We start from the raw sequence: 20361 nt of genomic DNA on the forward strand, positions 1-20361 counted from the left end.
ATCTCCTCAGCGCGAGCCCTGCCCGTCGTCGACCTTGATGATCGTGCCGGTGACGAAGTCGGAGGACGGGGAAACGAGAAACATCAGCGCGCCATCAAGCTGTTCGGGGCGCCCGATGCGTTTGCGCGGAAAGGCCGACACCATCTGGTCGCTCATCCGCGCGAACATTCCGTCGGTCATTTCGGAAGCGAAAACACCGGGCGCGATGCCGTTCACGTTGATGCCGAATTTCGCCCACTCGACTGCAAGCGTCTCGGTCATGCGAACGAGCGCACTTTTCGTCACCGAATAGAGCGCTGCGGCGCCGCCCGAATATTCGAATGCGGCCATCGACGCGATGTTGACGATCCGGCCCGGAGTCTTCGCCGCGATCAGTCGCCGAGCAACCTCGGTTGACAGAATGAAGGCGCCGCGCATGTTGGTGTCGATCACCTGATCGATCTTTTCAAGCGTCAGCGCGGTCGCGTGCTGGGCGTCGGGAACACCCGCATTGTTGACGAGGATCGAAACCGGACCAAGCCGCCGCTCGATCTCGTCGACCACCGCGGCGATGCCGCCGACCGCCGCGACATCAAGCGCGAACGGTTCGGCGACACCCCCCTCCGCGCGGATTTCGGCAGTCAACTGGTCGAGCCGCTGGGCGCGCCGCGCCGCAATCGCCACCTTGGCGCCGCATGCGGCCAATATCCTGGCGAAACGCCAGCCGAGGCCAGACGACGCTCCGGTCACCAAGGCCGTCTGTCCGGAGAGGTCGAATGAAAATTCAGGAGCGGAAGCAGTCAAAGAAAATATCCTGAGGAGGAAGCGGCGCCGGCAGCAAGGAACCGGTGCCGCCGAGAGGAGAGTCAGGGCTGGAAATTATAGGTGAAGGTCAGACCAAAGGTCCGAGGCGCCCCCGTCATGCGGTTGAACACGTCGATGCTGCGCGTCGCCGAGGTGTAGTAATATTTGTCCCCGACATTATTCATCCACGCCATCAGGCGCCATTTCTTGTCGCTATCGGCAAAGCCCACGCGCAGATTGACCAGCGCATAATCCTCGACGACCAACTCGGGCAGCCGGCCGAGCTCCGAATTGGTGGTGGAACGATAGCTGGCGCTCGCACCGAAGATCGCGTTCAGCCTGTCTGAAACAGGCACCTCGTAATTCACATCCCCCGAAAGCTGCCATTTCGGCGAATTGGGAAAGGCCTGGCCATTGAAGTCGGCTGTGACGCCGTTGGGGTCTTCGGCGACGAATGGCGCCGTGATCTTCGAGTCGACATAGGATGCGTTGCCCGTGATATCGAGCCCGCGGACCGGCGACCAGGCGAGTTGCAGTTCGGCACCGTTGATCCGCGACTTGGGCACATTGAGCAGCCGCAGCAGACGCCCGAAGGAGGGGTCGGCCACGATGCCCAGCAGCTGCTTGTCGCGATAATCATAATGATAGATCGCCGCGTTGAGCTGGAAATCCCGCGAGAAGGCCGCTTTCAGCCCGGCTTCATAGGCGGTCAGCGATTCCTGCAGCGTCGGATCATATTGCGCGGTCGAGGTCGCGGCGAGCGACGGATACCCCCCCGCCTTGTAGCCACGGCTGACGTTGGCATAGACTTTGACGTCGTCGGCGATTTCGTAATCGGCGCCAAAACGCCACGACACATTGTCTTCCTTCAGCCGGCTCGTGACGAGTTGCGGAACCTGCAACGCATCCGCGGTGATACAGCCGCCCGCCGGAATCGGTGCCAGCGCGGGCAGGCCGAGAACGACAGTGCGGACGAAATCATGGAAGCCCGAGAAGACCTGGTTCGTGACGCCGTCGATGTCGCGCGTGCAGCCAACGAAGCGGTTGTTCGAATTGGTGTAGCGTACCCCCGCCTGCAGGGTCAGCGCGTCGGTGAGCTTGAATTCCGCATTACCGAAAAGCGCATAGGTCGTGATGTCCTGATCGTGGCGGAGCCCGAACGAGTAGAAGGGCGGCAGGCCAAGGCCGACGAAGGCGTAGGCCTGGGTGCTTTCGCTGAGATCACCGCTCACGCGCTCGCGCGTCTTGTCGTCGGCATAGTTGGCGCCGATAACGACATAGAGCTGGTCGGTCAGATCGCCGGCGATCCGCAATTCCTGCGCAAAGGATTCGATGTCCCCCATCGTGCGCTGGGTGAGCCCGATCAGCGGCGTTCCATCGAGGTCCTGAAGCTGGTTCTGGTTATATTTGCTGTAGGACGACAGCGACGTCAGCGTCAGCTGGTCGTTGAGATCGTAGTCGATCCGCAGATTCGCCTGAAGGAAATCATTGTCGCGCGCATAATCGCCGGGGTTGAAATCGGTCGCGCGATTGTTTCGCGGCGGCACCACGAGCGTCGCAAGGCCGGGGATATTGGCCGCCGCCGTCGGATCGCTCGGCCGGGCAAGAAGATATTGCGGCGACTGGTTATCCGACCGGTCCAGAAAACCATTGAGGTTGAGATTGACCCTCAGCGCTTCGGCGGGCGTCCATTCGAGCAGGAAGCGTCCGCTGATCAGATTCTTCTTGCCGTTGGTGTCGCCGGTCGTGGTGCTGTACTGCCAACCATCGGCCTGTTCCGATTTCACCGCCAGGCGGAATTTCAGCGTGTCCGAGATCGGGCCGCTGACGAAGCCGCCCAGCGTCACTTCGTTGAATCGGCCATATCCGGCGGTCAGCGATCCCTTGAAAACGTCAGTGGGCTTGGCCGCGATCAGGTTGATCGCACCGCCGGTCGCATTCTGGCCGAACAGCGTCCCCTGCGGCCCTGCCAGAACCTCGACGCGCTCGAGATCAAGGAAGCCGCCGCGCGTCTCGACCGTGAAGGGGATCGGCGCCTCGTCCTGATAGACGCTGACCGTCGGCCGTCCGCCGAGCGCGATGTCGTTGAAGCCGACCCCGCGCAATGTGTAGATCGGCGTTCCGATGCGCGATTCGGTATAGGTGAAGCCCGGGACGCTGTTCGCAAGATCGACGGTGCTGTCGATTCCGCGGCTGGCGAGTTGTTCCGCCCCAAAGGCCGTCACCGACAGCGGAACATCGTTCAGCGCCTGTTCGCGCTTCTGCGCGGTCACGACGATCGTGCGGTCGGCGTCGTCGGACGGCGCGGCCTCCTGGGCCGCGGCCGCGCCGCCAGCGGCCAGGGCCCAGGTGATGGCAAGCGCGCAGGCGCCGAGCGCAATCGGACGGCACCCTGCTGTCAATGATATAGAATGATCGTTCATCTCGACTCTCCCCACCGCGCTCTTGTCGCCGGGGCGCTGCAGTCCCGCACCGGCCCCGTAACGAAGCCCCGGCACGCGATCGCCTTCCCCCGCATTTTTCCTACATCCGCGGATGTTGCCCTTCATATATGCCGGCTTCTGCTTGTCAATCTTTTTTCAACACCAACGTATGCATATATATTTCTACGTTGATTTAATTAGCGACCCGCGATAAACCGCTCTTCGGGCCCCGCCGTTCGGACGGAGGCATCACGCCGTCATGGGAGAAGGCGCTTGGAACAGCCAATCGAAGGATTTGTCGCGCCGCAATTCGCCGCCGTGCGCGACGCATTTGCAGCCAATTTCGCACGCGAAGACGCCTATCGCGAACTCGGGGCGTCGCTGGCCGTCTATGTGAAGGGCGAGTTGGTCGTCGACCTTCACGGCGGATGGCGCGACGCGGAGCGTACGACGCGCTGGACCCCCGACACACTTGTCAACATCTGGTCGGCCACGAAGGGCCTGACCGCAATCGAGGTTGCAATGCTCGTCGAGGCCGGAAAGCTCGATTATGCGACGCCGGTCACCGATTATTGGCCCGAATATGGCGCCAACGGCAAAGGGGCGACCACCGTCGGGCATATCATGTCGCATCAGGCGGGACTTCCGGGACTAGAAGAACCAACCTCGCTGGAGGATTTCTACGACTGGGACGTCGTGGCCGATCGCCTCGCTCGCCAGGCCCCGTTGTGGGAACCCGGCACGCAGAATTCCTATCATGCGATGACCTACGGCTTTCTGGCGGGCGAACTGGTCCGCCGCGCGTCGGGGCTCACCCCGGGCCGTTTCCTGGCCGAGCGCATCGCAGCGCCGCTGGCGGCGGACGTGTTCATCGGCCTGCCCGAAAGCGAGGAGCCTCGCGTGGCGCCGCTCGTCCCTTCGCCGCTCCAGCGCGAATTCACCCTGACCGGCGTGCCGCGCGCGGCAGTCATGGCAGTGACCAACCCCCTGATGGTGGCAACTCACCCGAACGAGCGGGCCTGGCGGGCGGCTGAAATTCCCGCAGGCAACGGCCATGCGACCGCGCGCGGCCTCGCGCGGGTCTATGGCGCGCTCGCCAACGGAGGCACGCTAGATGGCATCCGGATGATGCATCCAGAGACGATAGCGAAGCTCGGCGAATTGCAGACCGACCGCGTCGACATCCTCCTCGGACATCCCGCTTACTGGCGCCAGGGTCTCGCGGGGAACATCGACCGCATGTACGGGCCCCACGCCGACACAACGATCGGGCATTCTGGCTGGGGCGGATCGTTCGGTTGCTTCGACCCCGTCCATCAGGTCGGCATCGGCTATGTGCTCAATCAGATGGGCGACAAGACCGTCGGCGATCCACGCTGCACGCTGCTTTGCGGGGAGATATTCGAATGTCTGCGTTGATGGACACGCTACCGCTTGCTTCGCTGCTTGCCCATCATGCGGCACTCAAGCCGTCGACGGTGGCGCTTTCCGACGAAAGCACCGCGCTTACTTGGGCGGAACTGGAAAGCCGTACCAATCGGGTCGCGCGCGCGCTCCTTGCGCATGGCGTCCAGACCGATGACCTGATCTCGATCGCATTGCCTAACGAAAATGCGTTCCTCGAGGCCTGCTTCGCCTGCTGGAAAGCGGGCGCGACGCCGCAACCCTTGTCCTCGCGCCTGCCGCGGGCCGAGATGGAGGCTATCATTGCGCTCGCGAAGCCCTCGATCATCATCGCACGGCCCGACCTCGAAATCGGCCATCCCACTATCACTTACTTCGATTTGCTTGCGGCAGAAAGCGACGATACTCCATTGCCGCTCGTAATCGCCAGCTGCTTCAAGGCACCGACCTCGGGCGGCTCGTCGGGGCGGCCAAAGCTGATCCTGTCGGGCGAACCCGCGACGATCGACGTGTCGATCGCCTCGGCGTGGCGCCTCGGCAGCGAGGATGTCGCGTTGATCCCGGGGCCGCTTTATCACACCGGCCCTTTCACAACGGCGATCAACGCTATGGCGGCGGGCACCAAGCTTGTCGTCCAGCCGCGCTTCGATGCCGAAGCCGTTCTGGAAGCGATCGACCGGCACAAGGCAAGCTGGCTTTGCCTGGTACCGACGATGATGAACCGCATCTGGAAACTGGACGATGCGGTGAAGGCGAAGTACGATATCACATCGCTGAAAACGATGTGGCATATCGCCGCCCCCTGTCCGGCGTGGCTGAAACAGGTCTGGATCGACTGGATCGGCGCCGGCGCGGTCTGGGAGCTTTATGGCGCGACCGAAAGCATCGCCGGCACTGTCATCGACGGCACCGAATGGCTCGCGCATCGCGGATCGGTTGGCCGGGTTTTCTCGGGCCAGATCAAGATATTCGGCGACGACGGTCGGGAACTGCCGCCTGGCGAAACCGGCGAAGTCTTCATGCGCGCGGCCGAGGAGGGACAGGTGACCTATCGCTACGTCGGCGCCGAAGCCAACACGCGCGGCGAATGGCATTCGCTGGGCGACATGGGCTATTTCGACGCCGAGGGCTATCTCTACCTCGGCGATCGCCGCGGCGACATGATTCTTGTCGGCGGTTCGAACGTCTATCCCGCCGAAGTCGAGGCCGCGATAGAGGAACATCCCGACGTCCAGTCATGCGCGGTCATCGGACTGCCCGACGACGATCTGGGCGCACGCGTCCACGCGATCGTTCAGCCGCGTCCCGGGCTGCCCAATCTCGCACTGCAGGAGTTCGTCGCCGAAAGGTTGGTCCGCTACAAACAGCCGCGCAGCTATGAGTTCACTGACGCCCCTTTACGCGATGCCGCCGGAAAGGTACGCCGGTCGCGGTTGCGGAGCGAACGGATCGCCGCCGGGGAGTAACGATTCATAGTGAATATCGCGGGCGTCTCTCGACCGAAACGGACGGAAACCGCCGCGCCGAATTCCACGTCACCGGCGGATGAACGCGGCCCGCCTAAAAAGCCGCGCGGGCGCCCATCGACCAAGGCACGCAAGCGCGAGGAACTGATCGACGGAGCCACCGCGCTGTTCAACGCGCGGGGAATTTCGGCGACGAGCCTGACTGACGTCGCCGACGTCCTCGATCTGTCTCGCGCCACGGTCTACTATTATGTCAGCGACCGCACCGAACTGGTGTTCCAATGCTATATGCGCGCATGCGAACTGGCAGCCGAGGATCTGGCGCAAGCGAGCCTCGCCGCCAACGGCTTCGCCCGGGTAGCGACCTATATCCGGCGCGCGCTCACTCCCGACCGGCCCCCCGTCGCCGTGATGACCGAAATCAATTCGCTCACCCCCGACATCGCAAGCCTGATCCGCAAGGCCAACGACCGCAACGTCACGGCTCTTGTAGGTTTCATCGCGCAAGGGATCGACGACGGCAGCATTCGCCGCTGCGATCCGGTCGTGGTCGCGCAGGCGATCATCGGAATGCTCGCCTGGTCGCAATTGCTGCCGCAGTGGTCCGATCAGGGAAGCGGGCCGAAGTTGCGGCACCGCGCGATGGAGAGCATGATCGACCTGCTGACCTCGGGCCTCGCGGCCGATCGGGCGATGCAGTTCGAATGCCCCGTGTCGGCGGAGCAATTCCAGCCGAAGATCGAGAATATCTTCGATCGAAAGGAATCGGCGAACTTCAAGGTCGCGCAGTTACTCGCGACCGCATCTGCGCTGTTCAACCGCAACGGGATCGAAGCGACCTCGCTCGACGAGATTGCCGCGGCGATGGGTCTGACCAAGGGCGCGGTCTATCATTATCTCGACGACAAGGCGGATCTGGTCGAACATTGTTACGAGCGTTCATTCGAGCTGTATGACCGGTTCGTCGATGCGGCGCACGCGCATGGCGGCAACGGCCTCGAAGCCGCAATGATCAACGCGCATCTCAACATCCAGGCGCAGGCGGGGACGCTGTCGCCACTCATGCCACAACCGGGGTTCGAGGGAATGCCCAAGACCATTCGCGACCGGCTGCACCGACGCGCGAGCAGCCAGAACAGCGCCGTTGCGCGTGCGCTGGCGATGGGTGCGGCGGAAGGGGTGGCGCGCGAATGCGATGCGCCGCTCGTCACCCACATGTGCGCTGGCGCCTTCGGCTGGCTGCCTAAATGGCTGCCGGTGGTCGGCGGTCCCGACCCCTTCGATATCGCTGACGCGATTTGCGATCTGCTGTTGCGCGGACTGACGCCCGAACCCGCCGATTAGATCGGGTCTACAAGATCGGGATCGAAGTGAGCGCCCTCGTCGATCTGGATGCCGAGCGCGTTCACGATCCGCCCGACCTGCGCATAATGTCCCGACGTCAGCACGATATCGACCATCTCCTTGGGGGAAAAATGCCGCGCCATCTCCTCCCAGGTCGCGTCGCTGATGAAATCATCCGCCATCAGTTCGTCGCACGCGGCGATCAGCACCGCATCGGCCCGGTTCCAGCAATGATCGGGCCGTCGGTCCTTGAGCGCCAGGAGTTCGCCGTCTGTCAGCCCGGTTTCGCGGCCGATGCGATGGTGATGTGACCATTCATAGGCGGCCTTGCCACGATAGGCGGTGCGCAGGATGACGATTTCCTTGAAGCGCCCCTGAAGGTCGTTCTTCCGGCCCTGGATATAGCGTCCCCAGGCGGTCAGCCCCTTCATAGCCTCCGGAAAGCGCAGCATCGTGCGAAACAGATTCGCATTCCGGGCCAGCGGGTGGACCGAATCGAGAATGTCTCGCTGCTCGGCGTTCAGTTCGGTGTCGGGTAGCGGTGGAACCCGCGGAGTCCGAAGGCGCATATCAGTCTCTCCTACGTTGATCAGTAAAACGACGGGACACTGCGACCCGGATACATGTCGGGCAGTCCGTCCGAAACGCGATCGGGATAGGTCGGCGCGCGTTTCTCGAGGAACGCGGTCACGCCTTCCTTGACATCGGCGGACAGCCCGCGCGCCTGGATCGCCCGGCTGTCGGCGCGGTGCGCGTCCATCGGGTGCGCCGCGCCCAGCATGTCCCACATCAGCCGCCGCGTGACGGCGACCGAAACCGGCGCGCAATGGTCCACGATCTCGCGCGCGATCGCCTGCGCCGCCGCCATCAGTTCGTCCGGCGCGTGCAGCGATTGCACCAGCCCGCGCGCCAGTGCTTCCTCCGCGGGCAGCACCCGCCCACTGCAGGTCCAGGCGAGCGCGGTGCCAATGCCGACGATACGCGGCAGGAACCACGATGCAGCGGCGTCGGGCGCGATTCCCCGGCGCGCGAAGACGAAGCCGAACCGCGCGCTGGTCGATGCGATCCGGATATCCATCGCCAGTTGCATCGACGCCCCGACCCCCGCCGACGCACCGTTGACCGCGGCGATCACCGGCTTGAGGCTGTCGAAGATCCGCAGCGTGACGAGCCCACCGATGTCGCGGTAGACGCCGTTCGCCTGCGGCAACGCCTCGGCGCCGTCATAGCCGTTATAATCGAAGGTGTTGCCGCCCGCCCCCAGATCGGCCCCGGCGCAAAACGCACGCTCGCCGGCGCCGGTGACGATCACTGCCTTCACGGCGTCTTCGGCGTCGGTGATGTCGAAGGCGGCGATCAAGTCGGTCGCCATCTGCGGCGTGAACGCATTCATCCGATCGGGCCGATTCAGCGTGATCGTCGCAACGCCATCCTCGACCGCGAATAGCAGGGTTTCGAAATCCTTGGTCACGCACTTCTCCCGACCGGACCGACCTTCTCGCGGTTCCTCCGCAAATTTATATATCTGACGCTAATATTATTTTCCATACTTTATTGTATTAATAAATAGGCTATCGCTTGACCCGGACGGCGCCGGCCGATCGAAGGGAGAAGACGACCATGCTGCAAACCCACAACCGCACCGCCTTCACCGAAAGCCACACGCTGTTTCGGGACGAGGTACGCAAATTCTTCGCAAAGCACCTTCATCCCAATCTCGACCGCTGGGAGCGCGACGGCATTGTCGATCGGGATTTCTGGCGCGCCTGTGGCGCCGCGGGGTTGCTCTGCCCCACCACGCCCCCCGAATATGGCGGACTGGGCGCCGATTTCGGCTACAACATCATCATCGATGAGGAGATGACATACGCCGGGTGCTCGGCGGGCCTCGGCCTGCAGTCGGACATCGCCGCCGATTATATCCTTTCCTACGGCTCCGAAGATCAGAAGCGGACATGGCTGCCGCGGATGATTTCGGGCGAGGCGATCGCGGCGATCGCGATGACTGAACCGTCGACCGGGTCGGACCTGCAGGGAGTCCGCACGACCGCGATCCGCGACGGGGACGATTATGTGATCAACGGGTCAAAGACCTATATCACCAACGGCCAGAACGCCGATATCGTGATCACCGTAGCCAAGACCGATCCGGCGCAGGGCGCCAAAGGCATATCGTTGATCCTCGTCGAAGCGGAGCGCTCCGGCTTTACGCGCGGGCGCAACCTGGACAAGATCGGCCAGCATTGCGCAGACACGTCCGAACTCTTCTTCACCGACGTGCGCGTTCCCGTTGCCAACCGGATGGGTGCCGAGGGGGCGGGCTTCGGTTATCTGATGTCGCAACTGCCGCAGGAGCGGCTCAGCATCGCCGCCGCCGCGCAAGCCGGGGCGCAGCGGGCCTTCGACGAGGCGGTGCGGTTCACCAAGGAACGCCGAGCCTTCGGGCAGCCGGTCTTCGATTTCCAGAATACGCGCTTCACGCTCGCCGATCTGGCCGCCGAACTGCAGGTCGGCTGGGCGCATCTCGACTGGTGCATCGCACGCCATATCGCCGGCGACCTTACCGCCGTCGAGGGGTCGGCGGCGAAGCTCTGGCACAGCGAACTGCAATGGAAATGCTGCGATGTCGCGCTGCAACTCCACGGCGGAGCGGGCTATATGAACGAATATCCGATCGCACGCCTGTGGCGCGACGCGCGCGTCCAGCGCATCTATGGCGGCACGTCAGAAATCATGAAGGAAGTGATCGGCCGGTCGCTCTGACCGGCCGTTCACCCCTGTCCGAGGAACATCTCGCCAACCATCGCCTGCATCTTCCGGCCATCTGGATCGACATCGGTCTTAAGGCGGCAAAGCTCCTCGCCCCAGGGTGATGTGCGCATACGGACCGGCGGCGTCTCGGACCGGGCGCAGGACAGAACGACCGCCGCCACCTCCTCGGCGCTCTGATAGGGGCTGTTCGCCCACTCGCGGCCCTGGACCGTTCCCATATATTGCTCGAGGACGGGGCGATATTCGTCGTCGAGGATGCCGCCGGTCGCCGCAAGCTGGGCCAGCGTGCTGTTCGCGAATTCCGACTGGATGCCGCCCGGCTCGAGAATCGTGAAATGGATGTTGAACGCCGGCCCGACATAGCAGGCGAGGGCTTCCATATAACCTTCGAGCGCAAATTTGGTCGCACAATAAATCTCGTTGAAGGGCTGGCCGACCAGCCCGCCCACCGACGATATCGTCAGCACGCGCCCTGATCGCTGACGCCGCATATGAGGGAGTACCGCCTTGGTGCAGCGAATGACTCCCATCTGATTGACGTCGACAACGGCGGCGATCTCGGCCTCGGACGCCTGTTCGGTCGATCGGACGAAGCCGACGCCAGCGTTATTGACAAGCACATCGATCCGGCCGTCGATCGCGATGATCTCCTCCCCAACCGCCGCGATGCTTGCGCTGTCGCGAACGTCAAGCCGGCGAATTTCGATCGCGACCCCCGCCTCGGCAGCGCGGGTCGCGAGGCCGTCCCGTTTCGCAAGGTCACGCATCGTGGCATAGACCTTGTACCCTTCGCGCGCCGCAGCCACGGCGAGCGCTTGCCCCAATCCCGTCGAGCATCCCGTGATCAGCATCGTTTCCGACATGCGTCCTCTCCACCTCATCCCAATGCCCTGTTCTCAGGTGCCCCCGCTCCCATCAGTTTGTCAACTATTCGATACATTGTAATTTTATTTAAAATCTCGCGCGCTGTCGACGGCTGATGCAATAGGCTCTAGATATCGTCGTGGTACGCAGACAGAAACGAGCCGCGCCGGACGGACACCCATGCAATCAGAATCATCGCTTTCCACCGCCACCCGCTCCAAGCGCGCACCCAAGCAGGCGCAGCTTGGGCGCACGACGCGGGCGATCCTCGACGCAGCGGCGGCCTTGCTGGCCGAATCGGGTTATCGCGCGCTGACAATCGAACAGATTTCTCAACGCAGCGGCGTTGCAAGATCGAGCATCTATCGCCGCTGGCGCAACACGGCGGAGCTTGCCATCGATGCCTTCGACACCGCGCTGGGACCCAATCCGCCCATCCCCGACGAAGGCGATATCCGGTCGGATCTGGTCTTGCTTTACAAGCGCTTCACGCGGATTCTCGAACGTCCGATCTGGCGCTCGGTCTTCCCCTCGATCATCGAAGCGTCGCAGACCGACAGCCGCTTCGACGGGCTGCTGAGCGCCCTGGTGGGCGCGCGCCGGGAAAGCGAGCGCAGCATTTTCCGGCGCGCGATCGAACGCGGCGAGATACGCGCCGATGCGCCAGTCGAATGGGCGCTCGACGCGATGACTGGCGCCTATTACCATCGTTTGCTGATGACAGGCGCGGACCTTGGCGAAGAAGGAATGACCGAATGGCTGGTTGATAGCATCCTGACCCGGATGCGCGTGCCACCCGAATCCTGATGGCGGATCATTCGAACCGGAACTCGTCGAAATCGGGCGTCCTGATCAGCGCATACCATTGTTCAAGCGTCCACGGCAGGCTGACGCCTGGACGGCCGAAGCTGTTAATATAATATCCGCCCCCGCCACCCTCCTCCTCCAGCAGCATCGCCTTCAGTGCGACGTCCATCCGGTCGTTGTAGGATTGATACGCCTCGTGCCGGACCTCGAAACTCCTGGCATCGCCTTCGATCGTATGGGTGATGAGGCCGCAGATATAGCGTGAAAGCACCTCTATCCACGAATGAAAGCTGCCGGTGACGATGCCCGCGTTGGGGCCGTACATGATCGCGAAATTCGGGAATCCCGGCAACGTCATCGTCAGGTGCGCGCGCGCACCGTCCTTTTCCCACAAATCCTTGAGCGTCACACCCTCGCGGCCAATATATTCGACCGGCCACAAATAGCGCTCGACGTCGAAGCCGGCCGACAGGACGACGAGATCATAATCCTCCAGCGTGCCGTCGTTGGCGATAATCCCTGTTTCGGTGAAGCGGGCGATGCCGTTCGTCTGCAATGTCACATTGTCGCGCAACAGCGTGTCGTACCAGTCATTGTCGACGACCAATCGGCGCGATAGCGGTGCATAATCAGGGATCAGCTTGGCGTAGAGTTCGTCGTCGTCGCCGACCTTGCTGCGAACATAGGCTTTCAGGTCCTCGCGCAGCCGGTCGTTCTTCTCGTTGATAAGGCCGCCGTTCGCGCGCCATTCGGGGTCAAGTATCTGAAGATCCTCGACCTGTAGTTGCGAAGTGAAATGATGGTAGGAATACCAGGCTGCATAGCCAGGCATATTGTCGAGGAGCCAGCGCAATTCGGTCGATACGGGATTGCGATAGCCGGGGGTGGGATTCACCCAGTTCGGAGTGCGCTGATAGATGGTCAGCGACCCCGCGGTTTCGGCCACTCCGCGGACGAGCTGCGCACCCGTCGAACCCGTGCCAATGACCGCGACGCGCTTGCCCGCATAATCATAGCCATGGTCCCATGCGGTCGTGTGGAACATCTTGCCGCCGAAGGTCTCAATCCCCGGAATGTCGGGGAGTCTGGGCGTGCTGAACAGCCCGCTCGCACTGATGACAAAATCGCTGTCGGTCGTTTCAACGCGGCCGTCGGGATGACGGACCCGCAAGGTCCATTTCGCCTTTCCCGCGTCCCAGCGCGCATCCTGCAACGCGGTGCTCAGATGGATCCGGTCGCGCAGTCGATATTTGTCGACGATATGCGCGAGATAATCCTGTAGCTCGGCCTGGGTCGCATAATGGCTCTTCCAAGGATAGTCCTTCTCGAACTTGAATTGGTAGATGAAGGAGGTGATATCGACCCGTGCCTCGGGATAGTCGTTGAGATACCATGTGCCGCCTATGCCTGCCTGGCGATCGATGATCCGGTACGGAATATCCAGAAGATCCAGCTGAATGCCCGCGAGCAATCCGCTGAACCCCGCCCCGACGATGGTGACGTGATATTGGCCAAGGATTTCGGCGGCCGGCTTCTTCTCCCAGCACGCACGACGCGCGAAACCCTCGAAGCTCAGATCCTCCCAGCCGAATTCCAGATGTTCGACCGACAGCGTCTTGCCAAGAAACATCTCCATCATCGCCGCCGCCTCGGCTCGCGTCGGTGGCGGCGCAGCGCGCGGAGCATTGAGCAAATAGGCCAGCGCCTTCTCCTGAATCCGGTCATAATGCTCGCGCCGGACCCTGGTGAAGAGAAAGGGGCTACCATCGCGGCCTTCGGTCGCGACCTCCATTGCGGCAAGTTCGGGGTCGCGTGTCTGCTGATACAGCGCAAGCCGCAGCACGTTCATATTCGCTTGCTTCAGCATCCGGCGAATGAAGGCTTCGTCCTGACCATCTACTGCCAGCGCATGGACCGACGCCATAATTCCCTCCGAGCATATCCTGATCGCGACTCGATCTTTATTCGATATGAATATGTTTCGTTTAATGTGCAACGCCGATTATCCATCACCCCCGCGGCTGAGGCGCGAGCGAGTTTCGAAACGAGAAGAAATCGCGGACGCCAGGGAAGGCTTCCATCACTGGCCCTGAGCGGCCGCGCCGGACGCTCGCTTGTCGAGTTCTTCGATCACGAAGGCGTGACGCGTCCGAGTGACGGGATAGCGGAGGAGCAGAGGCAGCGATGAGAACAGCAGCAGCGATGGCAGCGCGCCCCACAGCAGACCGAGGTGGTTGATCGCTTCCACCCCAGGAAACGGCGGCTGGCCCGCCGCGTTCGCTGGCCCTTGGGCCGAAAAGCCGATGAACTGGAGCCCGACACCCGCCACGAAACCGCCGATCCCCGTCGCCGCCTTGATCCCCAGCATCAGCGCGGCAGCGTAAAGCGCCTCCCGCCGGACGCCGAACAGATAGTCGTGTTCATCGACCGCGTCCGCCATCATCGAAAACAGGCAAATGACGAAGAGGGTGGAGGCCGCGCCGAGTATGATCGCATTCGCCACGAGCAGCGCCAGGCTGAGATTTGTGCCGATGGGCAACACGCCGGCCAGCGCCAGCAGCGTGATCGCGACCGTATAGCCTGCGGTGCCGATCACCGCGCAGACAATACCGCTGCGCTTTTCCACGACGCGCAGCAGCAGTCCGGCCACCGGCAACCCCAGCGCCTGCCCCACCACAAGCACCATCAACGGTAATTGGAGTTGGTCCGCAGACACATGCCAAAAGTAACGGAAGGCATGGATATTGAGAGCTAGCGTGATGCCCTGTCCGACCAGAACCAGAACAGCGGCAGCGAACAGACGCACGAAAGCGGCATTGCGGACCAGATTCGCAAGCTCGGTTACGAAGCGCGGCGACGTCTCCTCAACCGGCGGGGTCGGGAGCGCCAGAACGGTCCTGCGGATTCCTGCCAGGCAGGCCGTGCCGAAGAGCAGGATCAGCAAGGCAAGCCAGGCGCCGAAAAGACGGTAAGCATCGGGGGATTGGAGCTTGTCGCCCGACAGGATGACCGCCGAGCCGGGTATCAGGCACGCGAGCGTGCCGAGGAAGATGAACAGGGCGCGAAACCCCGAAATCGCCGATCGCTCGCCGTAATCGTCGCTGAGTTCCGCCGTCAGCGCGGCATAAGGCAGCGCGAATATCGAGAGCGCGAGGCGTAGCGCGACGTTGAACAGCAGCACATAAAGGAACAGACCGGCCTCGCCGAGCCCCTCGGGGATCGAGAAGATCGCAAAGGCCGACCCCGCCATCGGTACCAGAGCTGCGGCCATGAAAGGGAGCCTGCGTCCCCAGCGCGACCGGTACCGGTCCGATGTGCGGCCGATCAGCGGATCCAGCAGGGCGTCGAGCGTCAGCGACAGAAAGAAAACGAGCCCGGCGGCGGAACCCGAGAAACCGCAAACCGCCGTTAGATAATAGAGAAGGAAGGTGTTCAATCCGACCTGGGTCGCCGCATCGACTCCCTGCCCGCTACCGTACAGGATTTTCACCGAAAGCGGCGGCTTGCCAGCACTGGCGCCTATATGAAACATCAACGTCTCCCTTTATCTGGGGCCGCCTCTAGCGTTGCCAGATCATCTGCACAATGCTCGGAAAGCGAGGGCGTAGTCGCGCGGATCGACACGGTGACGCAGGGATGCAGGTGCCCCGGGGCTTGCCGCCGTCGCGAGCCCCTTCGTCATCATATGGGTCGTCGGACCGATTCGCTCGATATTGATCCCCTGCGCTGCCAGCGAGTGGGCCGATCAGTGCCCCAATAGCGAATGCAGCCCCGCGCTTATTCGCACGCTCATCCGACCGAACGACTAACGACTGCTTTTATGGCCAGCCCAGCTAGGGTTGAACGGCTTGGATCGGCCGCAGTGCCGCCAAATCCTGCGTCTCGATCGCGGCCGTATTTGCAGCAAGAATGCCGAGCGCTTGCGATTGTACGTCAGGGTGCGCGTTTTGCAGCGCCTCGGCCAGACCACGAGTGCCGTGCGCCCATGTGTCAAACGGCCCTTTAATTGCGGGTATCTGTCAAGCCTGCATATTGATCCGAACCGGGGTCATGGTCCTTTTCGAGGTCATGCCTCATGATGATGTCCGGGTCGGATGCCTCAACGTGCGCAACGCGGTCCTGGAAGTCCGCAGCCGTTTGAACGAGGTCACCGCAACCACCGTCCCGGTGGATCATCACAGGTCTGGCGTCAGGCCTGCAATCTCAGGGTGGGTATGACGGTCAGGCAGGCTGCTTCCCCCACTCGAACTCGGTTCCATCCACCCAGATACAATGAAGGATGATGGCGAGCTTTCGGGCGACCGCGACCTGCGCCTTCTTCATGCCACTTCGCTTCGCAAGCCGCAGCCCCCACGCCTTGAGCGAGCACCACCGCTTGGTTCGATGGAGCAGCACGCTGGCCGCCTCGAACAGATAGGCGCGTAACAACCGGTCGCCCCAGCGCGAGATTTTTCCCGTGACGTCCATTTCACCCGATTGCTTTCGGCGGGGCGTAAGTCCGAGATAAGCGCCAACCTTTGCCGCATTCTGGAAACGGGTTGGATCGTCGATCGTGTGACGATATGTCAGGGCCGTGACGACGCCAATGCCCGGCACGGTCATGAGCCGCCGCGTCGTTTCATCCTCTCGCGCAAGGTCGCGGATTGTTCGGTCGATCTTTTCCAGTTCGCTACAAGTCTGTTGGTGCACGGATAGCAGCGGCCGAAGAATGGGGCCGAGAGCATGGCCATCGGCGATGAGGTCGTTGACCCGCCGTTGGAATTGCCCGCCGGCAGCGCGTGGAAAGAGCAGACCGCATTCCTTCAGCATAGACCGCATCTGGTTTTCGAGGTCGCGCCGGACCCGTACCAATCGGGATCGACACACGAGGATGGATCGCGCGGTCTGGCTTTCTTCACTCTTGACGGCAACCTCCCGATACCAGCCGACCCGGACGAGTTCCGCCAAACCGCGAGCATCATTCTCGTCGCTCTTGTTCATGCGAACGGACAGGGCCGCATGGGCGTGACGCGCATCGATGCAGACCACGGGCAAACCGGTGCGCTTGAGTTCATGCCAGAGCCAACTCGACATGGCGCCCGTCTCGAGGCCGACGCGTTCGGCATTGGGAGCTTTCTTGGCGATGACCGCCGCCAGCACGCCCGGATCGGATTTCACCCGGCCCTGGTGTATGGGCCGTCCTGCCTCATCGACGATGCAAATCGACGTTTCCTTTTGCGATACGTCCAGTCCGACATAGTGCTTCATGGCGATGCTCCTCCGTTACGATGATTTCTCGCATCCTGCAGCTGTCGCGCCCAAATGAGAACAACGGCAGCAATTACGTCATCGTGTTCAAAAGGGACCCCCGATCGGCGTCGAAGAGGGACCCCCTTTTCGGATAATATGATGCTGGTTTGTTGAAGATGGCCTTGCGCTGCGTGCGGCGGAGGGCGGGCGTAGCCCGACCGGAGGCGCGCGCAGCGCAAGATAGATTTTTGAAGGCGCCGAAGGTGGCTGTCAGCTGCGGTTTTTGAAGCGCCAGCTGTCGTTGCCCGTCTCGACGATATCGCAGTGGTGGGTGACGCGGTCGAGCAGCGCCGTGGTCATCTTGGGATCGCCGAACACGGTCGGCCATTCGCCGAAGGCGAGGTTCGTGGTGATGATGACGCTGGTCCGCTCATAAAGCTTGCTGATGAGGTGGAACAGCAACTGCCCTCCCGAGCGGGCGAACGGCAGATAACCGAGCTCGTCGAGCACGATCAGGTCGAGCCGCGACAGCTGCGCCGCCAGGGTCCCGCCTTTGCCGATCCGGGTCTCCTCTTCGAGGCGTGTCACCATCGTCAGAGGCCTCTAGAAAGGCAAAGTTCGAAAATCCCCCCTCAGTCATTAGAGCATATTAGCCGCCCCAAGGTTTCGCTCAAGTTATCAAATCACTGGGCGTTCAGGCAAAGCGGGAAAATCGCCTGTGATCCTGCATATTGCATCTCGTTTCAGCCGACGTAATTTTTGCAGGCTTTCACTAAGTCATGGAAATCACAAGAGCGACTTTGCCTTTTACAACGAAATCCGCAGAAATCCGTGCGGAGTCCCAGCTCGGGAAACCTCAGATGAACTCAAAACCCACGGCTGCCATCCTGCCCGCAAGCCATTTGGAGACGCCAAAATAGGGAACACCTCCCTAAACGCAGCGAGGCCGAAACCGTCCAGATTTGGTCTCGAAGCGACACCATTGAGCACGACGACGGAATGACCGCTTCGGGGAGAAGCAAATTGTAGTCGGAATGCCTGAGATCGGGCGCAAGCAGCCATCCGTGGCCTCTTAGGATTCGAACCTGCGGCATAAATTCAAACGCCGTTCAGCACCTAAGCTCTCCAAATTGTTCTAACAATTGATGATTCGAAGTCGGGGGCATTGGGTGCTTATCGGTAGGGATTGAAGAATCCCTGCTTCCTACCAGCACTCCTACCAACAAATGCGATAGGCTGGGACATGTCACAAGCCGCGGCGATGGGACGTCGCGGGACGATTTGGAACCATCTCGGCAAGATTTTCTGCGAGTTTCGCAGTCGAGAGCGTGGGATGTTCTGGGACATCATGAAACGGCCTGGCAGGGGCAGCAGGATTCGAACCCGCGACCCTCGGTTTTGGAGACCGATGCTCTACCAGCTGAGCTATACCCCTAGGCCGGAGTGCGCCCCTAGCCCGATTGCGGGGCGCGGGCAAGAGGGATGACGGGTTGCTTATCGCAACTCGCCTGATATGCGCGAAGGCCGCATGACCGCCGCCGCGTCCCCCTCCTCCGCCGCTCCGCAGCATTATCTCGGCGGTATCGCGCTACGCCTGCTCGCGATGGCGAGCCTGTCATTCATGTTCGTGCTCGTGAAATATATCGCCGCGGACGGTATCCACATCGTCGAAAGCCTGTTCTGGCGGCAGGCGATGGTGCTGCCGCTGCTCGTCCTGTGGGCGCTGACCCATGGCGGGCTCGGCCTGTTCCGCACCCGGCGGATCGGCGTCCACGCGCGCCGTGCCGCGATGGGGCTGACCGGAATGGCGCTCAATTTCGGCGGCATGATCTATCTGCCGATGGCCGAGGCGACGACGATCAACCTGTCGGTGCCGATCATCTGCGTCTTCCTGGCCGCCGCGCTGCTCGGCGAGCGCGTCGGGCCGGCACGCTGGAGCGCGGTGTTCGTGGGCTTCGCCGGCGTGCTGATCGTCCTCAATCCGACCTCGCTGCTGACCCAGGGTTTCGCTGGCGACCACGGACTCGGCACGCTGATCGCGCTCGGCGGCGCAGTGATGACCGCGCTGATCACCATCCAGGTGCGCGACCTCGGCCGCACCGAAAGCGCGCTGACGATCGTCTTCTGGTTCAGCCTGATCTCGCTGATCCCGCTCGGCCTTGCGCTGCCCTTCGTCATCACGCCGCACGGGGCGGCGGAGTGGGGCCTGCTCGCCGGGCTCGGCCTGCTCGGCGCGGTGGCGCAATTGTCGCTGACCGGCGCGCTGCGCCTTGCGCCGGTGTCGGTGGTGACGCCGATGGACTATTCGAGCCTGCTCTGGTCGATCGCCTGCGGCTGGTGGTTCTTCGGCACCCTGCCCGCCGACACGACCTGGGCGGGGGCGCCGCTGATCGTCGCGAGCGGCCTGTTCATCGCCTGGCGCGAGCATCGCCGCCATATCGAACGCGTGAAGGAAGTCGCCGCATGAGCCAGCCTATCCTCTATCATTGCCCCGACGCGCGCTCGCTCCGCTGCCTGTGGGCGGTCGAGGAGGCCGGGATCGATGTCGATCTGCGCATCCTGAAATTTCCGCCGCGCGCCTTTGAGCCCGACTATCGCGCGGTAAACCCGCTGATGACGGTGCCCGGTTGGGTCGAAGACGGACGACTGATGACCGAATCGGCCGCCATCTGTGAACGGATCGCCGAAGGGACGGAGTTGGAGGCCCGCCGCGACGAGGCCGATTATTGGGATTACCGCAACTGGCTCCACCGCAGCGACGCGACGCTGACCTTCCCGCTCGCGATCATGATCCGCTACACCCGCGTAGAGCCCGAGGAGCGCCGTCTGGCACAAGCGGTCGCGGACTATAAGGCCTTCTTCGGCGGTCGGGCGCGGAGCGTCGAGGCGGCGCTGACGGACGGGCGCGAGTGGCTGGTCGCGGGGCGCTTCACGATCGCCGACATCGTCATCGGCTATGCGGCGTTTCTGGCGACCACGCTTGGCGCGGAGGATGTGCTGGGCGAGGCGACGAAGGACTGGCTGGCGCGCTGCATGGCGCGCGAGGGATTCATAAGGGCGCGGGCGCGGCAGAAGGTTTAGCCGCGACGTCTGCTGTGGGATGGAGAGCTGCCGTCGCCGCTCCTCCCCGGCACGGGGAGGGGGACCATGCGAAGCATGGTGGAGGGGCACCCTCGGTTTACGCTTCGATCCAGAAAAGGCGCGCCATGACCCACCTGCCCCTCCACCACCTTCGGTGGTCCCCCTCCCCGTGCCGGGGAGGATATCTT

General features: G+C 62.6%; 15 protein-coding genes, 1 tRNA gene and 1 pseudogene. 7 read left to right on the forward strand and 10 right to left on the reverse strand.

Going from position 1 to position 20361, the window contains the following annotated elements:
- Positions 1 to 6 precede the first annotated feature (6 nt).
- Positions 7 to 783: an SDR family oxidoreductase gene (locus tag ACVENA_RS14325; RefSeq protein ID WP_184095178.1), complete on the reverse strand. Its 777-nt coding sequence runs from the start codon at positions 781 to 783 to the stop codon at positions 7 to 9.
- Between the two features lie 62 nt (positions 784 to 845).
- Positions 846 to 3206, reverse strand: coding sequence for a TonB-dependent receptor (locus tag ACVENA_RS14330; RefSeq protein ID WP_449325904.1), 2361 nt, complete (start codon positions 3204 to 3206; stop codon positions 846 to 848).
- 273 nt (positions 3207 to 3479) lie between these two features.
- Here ACVENA_RS14330 and ACVENA_RS14335 point away from each other — a divergent pair, with 273 nt between their 5' ends.
- Genes ACVENA_RS14335 through ACVENA_RS14345 form a run of 3 tightly spaced genes read left to right on the forward strand, consistent with a single transcriptional unit; the run spans position 3480 to position 7420 of the window.
- Entirely contained in the window at positions 3480 to 4625 is a 1146-nt protein-coding gene (locus ACVENA_RS14335) for a serine hydrolase domain-containing protein (protein ID WP_449325905.1), read from the forward strand.
- Positions 4613 to 6076 carry an AMP-binding protein gene (locus ACVENA_RS14340; protein ID WP_449325906.1) on the forward strand — a complete coding sequence of 488 codons (1464 nt, stop codon included), beginning with the start codon at positions 4613 to 4615 and terminating at the stop codon, positions 6074 to 6076. The genes ACVENA_RS14335 and ACVENA_RS14340 overlap by 13 nt, the downstream gene beginning before the upstream one ends.
- Before the next feature lie 9 nt (positions 6077 to 6085).
- Entirely contained in the window at positions 6086 to 7420 is a 1335-nt protein-coding gene (locus ACVENA_RS14345) for a TetR/AcrR family transcriptional regulator (RefSeq protein WP_449325907.1), read from the forward strand.
- Here ACVENA_RS14345 and ACVENA_RS14350 read toward each other — a convergent pair.
- Together ACVENA_RS14350 and ACVENA_RS14355 are read right to left on the reverse strand one after the other, a co-directional pair.
- Positions 7417 to 7989, reverse strand: a complete 573-nt coding sequence (locus tag ACVENA_RS14350; RefSeq protein WP_257544111.1) for a carboxymuconolactone decarboxylase family protein — start codon at positions 7987 to 7989, stop codon at positions 7417 to 7419. The genes ACVENA_RS14345 and ACVENA_RS14350 overlap by 4 nt on opposite strands.
- A 20-nt stretch (positions 7990 to 8009) precedes the next feature.
- Positions 8010 to 8891: a crotonase/enoyl-CoA hydratase family protein gene (locus tag ACVENA_RS14355; RefSeq protein ID WP_449325908.1), complete on the reverse strand. Its 882-nt coding sequence runs from the start codon at positions 8889 to 8891 to the stop codon at positions 8010 to 8012.
- A gap of 149 nt (positions 8892 to 9040) precedes the next feature.
- On the opposite strand from ACVENA_RS14355, the gene ACVENA_RS14360 reads away from it, so the two are divergent.
- The gene (locus ACVENA_RS14360) at positions 9041 to 10183 is read left to right on the forward strand and encodes an acyl-CoA dehydrogenase family protein (RefSeq protein ID WP_449325909.1); all 1143 of its coding nucleotides are present in this window, start codon (positions 9041 to 9043) and stop codon (positions 10181 to 10183) included.
- A gap of 8 nt (positions 10184 to 10191) precedes the next feature.
- On the opposite strand, the gene ACVENA_RS14365 is transcribed toward ACVENA_RS14360, so the two are convergent.
- A complete protein-coding gene (locus ACVENA_RS14365; protein ID WP_449325910.1) occupies positions 10192 to 11055 on the reverse strand; it encodes an SDR family oxidoreductase in 864 nt (287 codons plus the stop codon).
- Positions 11056 to 11236: 181 nt separating this feature from the next.
- On the opposite strand from ACVENA_RS14365, the gene ACVENA_RS14370 reads away from it, so the two are divergent.
- On the forward strand, positions 11237 to 11863 hold the full coding sequence (locus ACVENA_RS14370) for a TetR/AcrR family transcriptional regulator (protein WP_184095194.1): 627 nt from the start codon (positions 11237 to 11239) through the stop codon (positions 11861 to 11863).
- 7 nt (positions 11864 to 11870) lie between these two features.
- Here ACVENA_RS14370 and ACVENA_RS14375 read toward each other — a convergent pair whose 3' ends face one another.
- From ACVENA_RS14375 to ACVENA_RS14395, 5 genes and pseudogenes are all read right to left on the reverse strand, one after another.
- The gene (locus tag ACVENA_RS14375; protein ID WP_449325911.1) at positions 11871 to 13787 is read right to left on the reverse strand and encodes a flavin-containing monooxygenase; all 1917 of its coding nucleotides are present in this window, start codon (positions 13785 to 13787) and stop codon (positions 11871 to 11873) included.
- Positions 13788 to 13943: 156 nt separating this feature from the next.
- A complete protein-coding gene (locus tag ACVENA_RS14380) occupies positions 13944 to 15353 on the reverse strand; it encodes an MFS transporter (RefSeq protein ID WP_449325912.1) in 1410 nt (469 codons plus the stop codon).
- A 731-nt stretch (positions 15354 to 16084) separates the two neighbouring features.
- Positions 16085 to 17110, reverse strand: coding sequence for an IS110 family transposase (locus ACVENA_RS14385; protein ID WP_449325887.1), 1026 nt, complete (start codon positions 17108 to 17110; stop codon positions 16085 to 16087).
- A 252-nt stretch (positions 17111 to 17362) separates the two neighbouring features.
- Positions 17363 to 17683, reverse strand: a pseudogene (locus ACVENA_RS14390) (ATP-binding protein); the annotation flags it as partial.
- Positions 17684 to 18451: 768 nt separating this feature from the next.
- A tRNA-Trp gene (locus ACVENA_RS14395) sits at positions 18452 to 18527 on the reverse strand.
- Between the two features lie 93 nt (positions 18528 to 18620).
- On the opposite strand from ACVENA_RS14395, the gene ACVENA_RS14400 reads away from it, so the two are divergent.
- Both ACVENA_RS14400 and ACVENA_RS14405 read left to right on the forward strand, forming a co-directional pair.
- Positions 18621 to 19559 carry a DMT family transporter gene (locus tag ACVENA_RS14400; RefSeq protein WP_449325913.1) on the forward strand — a complete coding sequence of 313 codons (939 nt, stop codon included), beginning with the start codon at positions 18621 to 18623 and terminating at the stop codon, positions 19557 to 19559.
- Entirely contained in the window at positions 19556 to 20173 is a 618-nt protein-coding gene (locus tag ACVENA_RS14405) for a glutathione S-transferase family protein (RefSeq protein ID WP_449325914.1), read from the forward strand. Before ACVENA_RS14400 ends, ACVENA_RS14405 begins: the two co-directional genes overlap by 4 nt.
- The last annotated feature ends 188 nt before the right edge of the window (positions 20174 to 20361 follow it).

The sequence above is a fragment of the Sphingopyxis sp. 550A genome, assembly GCF_053569535.1.

Coding starts and splice junctions, on each gene's coding strand:
- ACVENA_RS14330 (WP_449325904.1), bottom strand. CDS start 3,206: ATGAACGATCATTCTATATCATTGACAGCAGGGTGCCGTCCGATTGCG.
- ACVENA_RS14340 (WP_449325906.1), top strand. CDS start 4,613: ATGTCTGCGTTGATGGACACGCTACCGCTTGCTTCGCTGCTTGCCCAT.
- ACVENA_RS14350 (WP_257544111.1), bottom strand. CDS start 7,989: ATGCGCCTTCGGACTCCGCGGGTTCCACCGCTACCCGACACCGAACTG.
- ACVENA_RS14360 (WP_449325909.1), top strand. CDS start 9,041: ATGCTGCAAACCCACAACCGCACCGCCTTCACCGAAAGCCACACGCTG.
- ACVENA_RS14365 (WP_449325910.1), bottom strand. CDS start 11,055: ATGTCGGAAACGATGCTGATCACGGGATGCTCGACGGGATTGGGGCAA.
- ACVENA_RS14370 (WP_184095194.1), top strand. CDS start 11,237: ATGCAATCAGAATCATCGCTTTCCACCGCCACCCGCTCCAAGCGCGCA.
- ACVENA_RS14375 (WP_449325911.1), bottom strand. CDS start 13,787: ATGGCGTCGGTCCATGCGCTGGCAGTAGATGGTCAGGACGAAGCCTTC.
- ACVENA_RS14385 (WP_449325887.1), bottom strand. CDS start 17,110: ATGAAGCACTATGTCGGACTGGACGTATCGCAAAAGGAAACGTCGATT.
- ACVENA_RS14400 (WP_449325913.1), top strand. CDS start 18,621: ATGACCGCCGCCGCGTCCCCCTCCTCCGCCGCTCCGCAGCATTATCTC.
- ACVENA_RS14405 (WP_449325914.1), top strand. CDS start 19,556: ATGAGCCAGCCTATCCTCTATCATTGCCCCGACGCGCGCTCGCTCCGC.